At 70.5% G+C, this 5563-nt stretch carries 9 protein-coding genes; all 9 read right to left on the bottom strand.

Translation table 11 applies throughout. The annotated features are described in order from the left end of the window. A partial coding sequence (locus tag RMO85_RS09485) for an S-adenosylmethionine synthetase N-terminal domain-containing protein (RefSeq protein WP_310528481.1) occupies positions 1-229 on the bottom strand: 229 nt, incomplete at its 3' end. Positions 230-343: 114 nt separating this feature from the next. Next, positions 344-1546 carry a bifunctional phosphopantothenoylcysteine decarboxylase/phosphopantothenate--cysteine ligase CoaBC gene (gene coaBC / locus RMO85_RS09490; protein ID WP_397203563.1) on the bottom strand — a complete coding sequence of 401 codons (1203 nt, stop codon included), beginning with the start codon at positions 1544-1546 and terminating at the stop codon, positions 344-346. A 69-nt stretch (positions 1547-1615) separates the two neighbouring features. Then, a complete protein-coding gene (rpoZ, locus tag RMO85_RS09495) occupies positions 1616-1954 on the bottom strand; it encodes a DNA-directed RNA polymerase subunit omega (protein WP_310528483.1) in 339 nt (112 codons plus the stop codon). Positions 1955-1995: 41 nt separating this feature from the next. Further along, the gene (gmk, locus tag RMO85_RS09500) at positions 1996-2598 is read right to left on the bottom strand and encodes a guanylate kinase (protein WP_310528484.1); all 603 of its coding nucleotides are present in this window, start codon (positions 2596-2598) and stop codon (positions 1996-1998) included. Then, on the bottom strand, positions 2595-2921 hold the full coding sequence (mihF, locus tag RMO85_RS09505; RefSeq protein ID WP_310528485.1) for an integration host factor, actinobacterial type: 327 nt from the start codon (positions 2919-2921) through the stop codon (positions 2595-2597). Before mihF ends, gmk begins: the two co-directional genes overlap by 4 nt. Before the next feature lie 84 nt (positions 2922-3005). After that, positions 3006-3440 carry a hypothetical protein gene (locus tag RMO85_RS09510; protein ID WP_310528486.1) on the bottom strand — a complete coding sequence of 145 codons (435 nt, stop codon included), beginning with the start codon at positions 3438-3440 and terminating at the stop codon, positions 3006-3008. After that, a complete protein-coding gene (gene pyrF / locus RMO85_RS09515; protein WP_310528487.1) occupies positions 3437-4261 on the bottom strand; it encodes an orotidine-5'-phosphate decarboxylase in 825 nt (274 codons plus the stop codon). Before pyrF ends, RMO85_RS09510 begins: the two co-directional genes overlap by 4 nt. Beyond that, positions 4258-5103, bottom strand: a complete 846-nt coding sequence (locus tag RMO85_RS09520; RefSeq protein ID WP_310528488.1) for a tRNA-dihydrouridine synthase — start codon at positions 5101-5103, stop codon at positions 4258-4260. Before RMO85_RS09520 ends, pyrF begins: the two co-directional genes overlap by 4 nt. Further along, the coding region (locus tag RMO85_RS09525; protein ID WP_397203561.1) for a hypothetical protein at positions 5100-5563 on the bottom strand (464 nt) is incomplete at its 5' end. The genes RMO85_RS09525 and RMO85_RS09520, both read right to left, overlap by 4 nt.

The following is a 5563-nucleotide window of genomic DNA, read 5'->3' on the forward strand; positions in this document are numbered from 1 at the left end:
GGATCTTCTTGCGCACCAGGTCGGCGACCGGGGCGTAGGCGTTGGTGCGGACCTCACCGGCGACGACAACGAGGCCGGTCGTCAACAGGGTCTCGACGGCGACGCGGAGGTTCTCCTTGTCCGCGTCGTTCTCCATCAGGTAGTCCAGGACGGTGTCGCTGTTCTGGTCGGCGATCTTGTCCGGGTGACCCTCGGTCACAGACTCCGAGGTGAAGAGGCGTCCAGCCACAGCGGTGCTCCTGTCAGGGGTGCTCAGGTGTTCTTCGATGGATCGGGCGCTCGCGTGGTTCGCGTGCGTGCCTGTTGCCACGATAGCGACCGCCCACTATGCGGGACGTCCGTCTCAGTGGTCGAATCGACGTACGACCTCGTCCCAGACGACCTGGGCGAGGGCGCGCTTGGTGCCGTGGGGTACGTCGACGCTGCCGCCGTCGGCCCCGAGAAGGATCGCCTCGTTGTCGGGGCTGCCGAAGACCGCTCCCCCGCTGACGTCGTTGACGACCAACAGGTCACAGCCCTTGCGGGCCAGCTTGGCCCGGCCCAGCTCCACCACCGAGCCGGTGGCGTCACCGGTCTCGGCCGCGAAACCGACGATCACCGATCCCTCGCGCAGTCGGTGCTGCGAGATCTCCCGGAGGATGTCGGGGTTCTGCTCGAGCTCGATGGCCGGGGACGAGCCGTCCTCGAGCTTCTTGATCTTGGCCCGGCTCACCGAGGTCGGGCGGAAGTCGGCGGGTGCGGCGGCCATCACCACCGCATCGGCGGAGGCTGCCGCGGACACGACGGCGTCGTGCAGCTGAGCGGTGGTCTCCACCGCGATCACCTTGACCCCGGCCGGGTCCGGCAGCGCCACGTTGGCAGCGATGAGGGTGACCTCGGCTCCGCGGGCGAGCGCCGCTCGTGCCAGGGCGTAGCCCTGGAGACCGGACGACCGGTTGCCCAGGAAGCGCACCGGGTCGAGGTATTCGCGGGTGCCACCGGCGCTGACGACCACGTGCCGACCGGCCAGGTCGGGCGCCAGGACACCGCGGTCGAGCACGTCGAGCGCGACGTCGAAGATCTCGGCCGGGTCGGGCAGGCGTCCCTTGCCGGTGTCCTTGCCGGTCAGGCGACCCTCGGCGGGCTCGATGACGATCGCCCCGCGAGCGCGCAGGGTCGCGACGTTGGCCACGGTGGCGGGGTGCTCCCACATCTCGGTGTGCATGGCGGGCGCGAACACGACCGGGCAGCGTGCGGTCAGCAAGGTGTTGGTGAGCAGGTCGTCGGCGAGCCCGTGGGCGGCCTTGGCCAGCAGGTCTGCGGTGGCGGGCGCAACCAGCACGAGGTCGGCGCTCTGGCCGATCATGACGTGCGGCACGGCGTGGACGTCGGTCCACACCTCGCTCGAGACGGGCTTGCCCGACAGCGCGGCCCACGTGGGGGCGCCGACGAACTCCAAGGCGGCCGCCGTGGGCACCACTGTCACGTCGTGACCGCACTCGGTGAAGCGGCGAAGCAGCTCGCACGCCTTGTACGCCGCGATGCCGCCGCTGACCCCGAGGACGATGTTCGCCGAACGAGCGCGAGGCCGCGCCCCCGGTGGGGACACGGCCTCGTTTGACTCAGTGGTCACACGTCACTCAGCAGCGTTGAACTGCGCCTGCGCCTCGGCGCGGGCGGCCGCGGCAGCGGCCTCCTCGGCGGCGAGCTCGGCGGGGTCGACGTCCTCACAGGTCAACAGGTCTTCGTTGATCTCGCGCAACGCGATCGACAGCGGCTTCTCCTGCACGTGGGTGTCCACGAGCGGGCCGACGTACTCGAGCAGGCCCTCGCCCAGCTGGGAGTAGTAGGCGTTGATCTGGCGAGCGCGCTTGGCGCTGTAGAGGACCAGCTTGTACTTGCTGTCGGTCTTGGTGAGCAGGTCGTCGATCGAGGGATTGGTGACGCCCTCGGCGGCGATGTTGGGGGCAGACACAGCTAGAGCCTCACAGGGTCGAAGAAATGGCCGGTCGGCGCTCAAGAATGATCTGAGGACTGATCTGGAGCGTCGACCCTCATCAATGCTACCAATTCCTCGGCGGCAGCGTGAATCTCGTGGTTCACCACGGTCACGTCGAACTCGTCCTCGGCGGCCAGTTCGTCGCGCGCGGTGGCGAGCCGGCGCTCGCGCTCGGCCTCGTCCTCGGTGCCACGACCGACCAGCCGGCGTACCAACTCGTCCCAGCTCGGCGGCTTCAGGAAGACGAACAGCGCCTCCGGCATGGTCGAGCGCACCTGGCGCGCACCCTGCAGGTCGATCTCCAGCATGGCGGGGTGACCGCTCGCGAGGGCGAGGTCGACGGGGCCGCGGGGGGTGCCGTAGCGGTGGACCCCGTGGACGACCGCCCACTCGAGCAGGTCGCCGCGCTCGGCCATGGCGTCGAAGTCCTCATCGGAGACGAACCAGTAGTGGACCCCGTTCTCCTCACCTGGCCGCGGAGCCCGGGTGGTGGCGGAGACCGAGATCCAGACCTCGGGGTGGTGGCGGCGGACTTCCGCTGCCACGGTGCCCTTGCCGACGGCAGTCGGGCCGGCCAGCACGATCAGGCGGGAGTGGCGAGGGGCGGACGACGTGGTCAAGACGGCTCTTGCGGGCCGAACTCGCGCTCGAGCGCCGCGACCTGCTTGATGCCGAGCCCCCGGACGCGACGGCTCTCGGCGATGCTGAGTCGCTCCATCGCCTGGCGGGCGCGAACCTTGCCGAGACCCGGCATCGACTGCAGCAGCTCGACGACGCGCATCTTGCCGATGACGTCGTTCTCCCTGCCTTCGCGCAGGACGTCGACGATCGAGGCTCCGGAGTTCTTGAGTCGGTTCTTCACCGCGGCACGCTCTCGGCGGGAGGCCGCAGCCTTGTCGAGTGCGGCCTGGCGCTGCTCGGGCGTGAGTGGGGGCAAGGCCACGAATGGGTTCCTCTGTCGGGCGGGCTGGGCGTCGGCGTCAATCTAGTCAGAGTGCGACTCGGCAGGCAATTGTCACCGCTTGTGTCACTGGCTCAGTGGCATCTTGCACACGTCGAGCGCCTGTTGCTCGATTCCGGCCATCGACGCGACCGTCGCCTGGTCGCCCAGATCTCGCGCGGCGCCCTTGACTGCGCTGCGCTGCGCGGGCGAGAGCGACGCCAGCGTGGTCACCGGGTCGTACGTCGCGGGGTCGACCCCCGCCTCGTCGAGGGCGCTCTCCAGCGCCTCGAGACGGTCGATGACCTGGTCCCATTCGTCGTCAAGATCACGTGGCGCGCGAGCCTGCAGGTCCCGGTAGGCGTCCAGTGCACCGAAGATCGCGCCGGGATCGGTGCTCGCCGCGATGTCGCTCAGCTCGCGCTGGTGCTCCTTGACGGACTCGCAGTAGGCACCCGAGCCGTCATCACCACACCCGGTCAGCAGGGCGGCCGCGAGAGCGAGTGCGAGCGCGCCCCTCACGCGTCGCCCAGGGCGGCGACGGCGTCGTTGCCGCGCAGCGCGGCGTCTCGCAGGGCCATGAGGTCCGGGCCGGCGGCGAGCACGTCGCGCGACGAGCTCGGCAGCACGTTGCGCGCGGCCGAGCCGAAGATCCGCTTGAGGTCGGCGACCGTGCCGCCCTGGGCGCCGTAGCCGGGGGCCAGCACCGGGCCGTTGAAGTCCAGCCGCTCCTCGGTGCTGCCGATGGTGGCGCCGATGACCGCGCCGAAGTCACCGAGCGGGGAGACGTCGGCATTCAGGCGAGCCAGGTGCGCGAGCACCACGCCGGCCACCGTGCCGTCGCCGGTGCGGGCGTGCTGCACCTCGGGCCCTTCCTTGTTGGAGGTGAGGGCGAGCACGAAGACGCCGGCGTCGTGGCGCAGCGCCGTCTCGATCATCGGGTCGATCGAGCCGAAGCCGAGGAACGGACTGGCCGTGATCGCGTCACTCGCGAGCGGGGATGCGGGGTCGAGGTAGGCGTCGGCATACGCCTGGCTGGTGGAACCGATGTCGCCGCGCTTGACGTCGAGCAGCACCAGCGCCCCAGCCGCCCGCGACTCGGCAACGACCCGCTCCAGCACGGCCACCCCGCGCGACCCGAAGCGCTCGTAGAAGGCGCTCTGGGGCTTGACGACGCTCACGTACGGCGCGACCGCCTCCACCACGGTCAGGGCGAAGCGCTCGAGCCCGGCGACGTCGTCATCGAGACCCCACGCGTGGAGCAGCGACGAGTGCGGGTCGATGCCGACGCACAGCCTCCCGCGGGTGGTCATCGCGTCGTGCAGTCGGGCGCCGAACCTCATGCGGAGTCCTCTTCTCGAGTCGTGTCGGGCAGCAGGGCCGCGCGCACCCGCGCGACGGTGGTCGGATCATGCAACAGGGCGGTGCCGATCTGCACGGCTCGCGCGCCCACGTCGAGGAAACGGCGGGCATCGCCGACGGTGGTGATCCCACCACCGCCGATGACGGCCACGTCGGGACATTCCCGAGTCACCGCGGCCACGCAGCGCAGCGCGATCGGGCCGATGGCGGGTCCGGTCAGCCCCCCAGGACGCCCGTCGGGCATGGCGGCCGGCACGGCGTTGCCGATGACGACGGCGGTGGCGCCGGCGTCGACCACGCCACGGGCACCCTCGACGATGCGCGACAGGTCGGGCCGCAGCTTGGCGAGCACGGGCAGGTCACCGGGGAACTCCCGGCGGACGGCGGCCACCACACTCGCCGCGTGGTAGGGCTCGCGCACGTCGAACAGGTCCTCGCCCGCCTGGTCGGGGGCACCGATGTTGATCTCGATGCCGGCGACGCCCGGTGCCCGGCTGAGGCGGCGCGCCAGGTCGGCGTACTCCCCCATCGTCGAGCCGGCGATCGACACGTAGACGCGGGCGCCCGCACGCACCAGCCACGGCAGCTCGGTGGCCAGGAAGTGCTCGAGCCCCGGGTTCTGCAGCCCGATCGCGTTGACGAGGCCACTCGGCGTCTCGACGATCCTGGGCGACGGCCCGCCCGAGCGGGGATCCAGGGTGATCGAGCGGGTCACGAAGTCCAGGCCGACGAGATCGGCGTACGCCGCCAGCTCGGGTCCGGTCCCGCCGCAGCCGCTCGCCACCATCACCGGTCCGGGCAGGGATGCTCCGGCGGCGCTCATCCGAGCGCCTCCCAGTGGACACGGTCGCCGCGGAGGACGGGACCGTCGATGCAGCTGCGGACCAGCCGGGAGGCGCCGTCCTCGGCGATCACCGGGACCGGGCAGCCCTGGCACAGTCCGGTGCCGCAGGGCATCGGCGTCTCGAGCGCCACCTGGCTCCAGGCGCCCCGCTTCTCGGCGGCGCCCGCGACCGCGCGCAGCATCTCGTGCGGGCCGACGGCATACACGATCGCGATTTTCTTGCCTTTCCCGTCGCTGGATGAAGCGCTGCCGCCCATCATCACTTGCATCAACTTCACGAATCCCATGGGCCCCGAGAAATCGGTGTCGACTTCCTTCTTGCCATAATTCTTCACGAAGACGAGCGAATCGGTTTCATACATGCTGGCCAGTTCGCTGCGGAGCCCGTCGGGGTACGCAACGCGATCGATCAAGCCCAGCTCTTTGGCTCGCTTGGCGG

Origin of the sequence: Nocardioides sp. (genome assembly GCF_031422975.1) — a bacterium.
Classification (GTDB): Bacteria; Actinomycetota; Actinomycetes; order Propionibacteriales; family Nocardioidaceae; genus Nocardioides.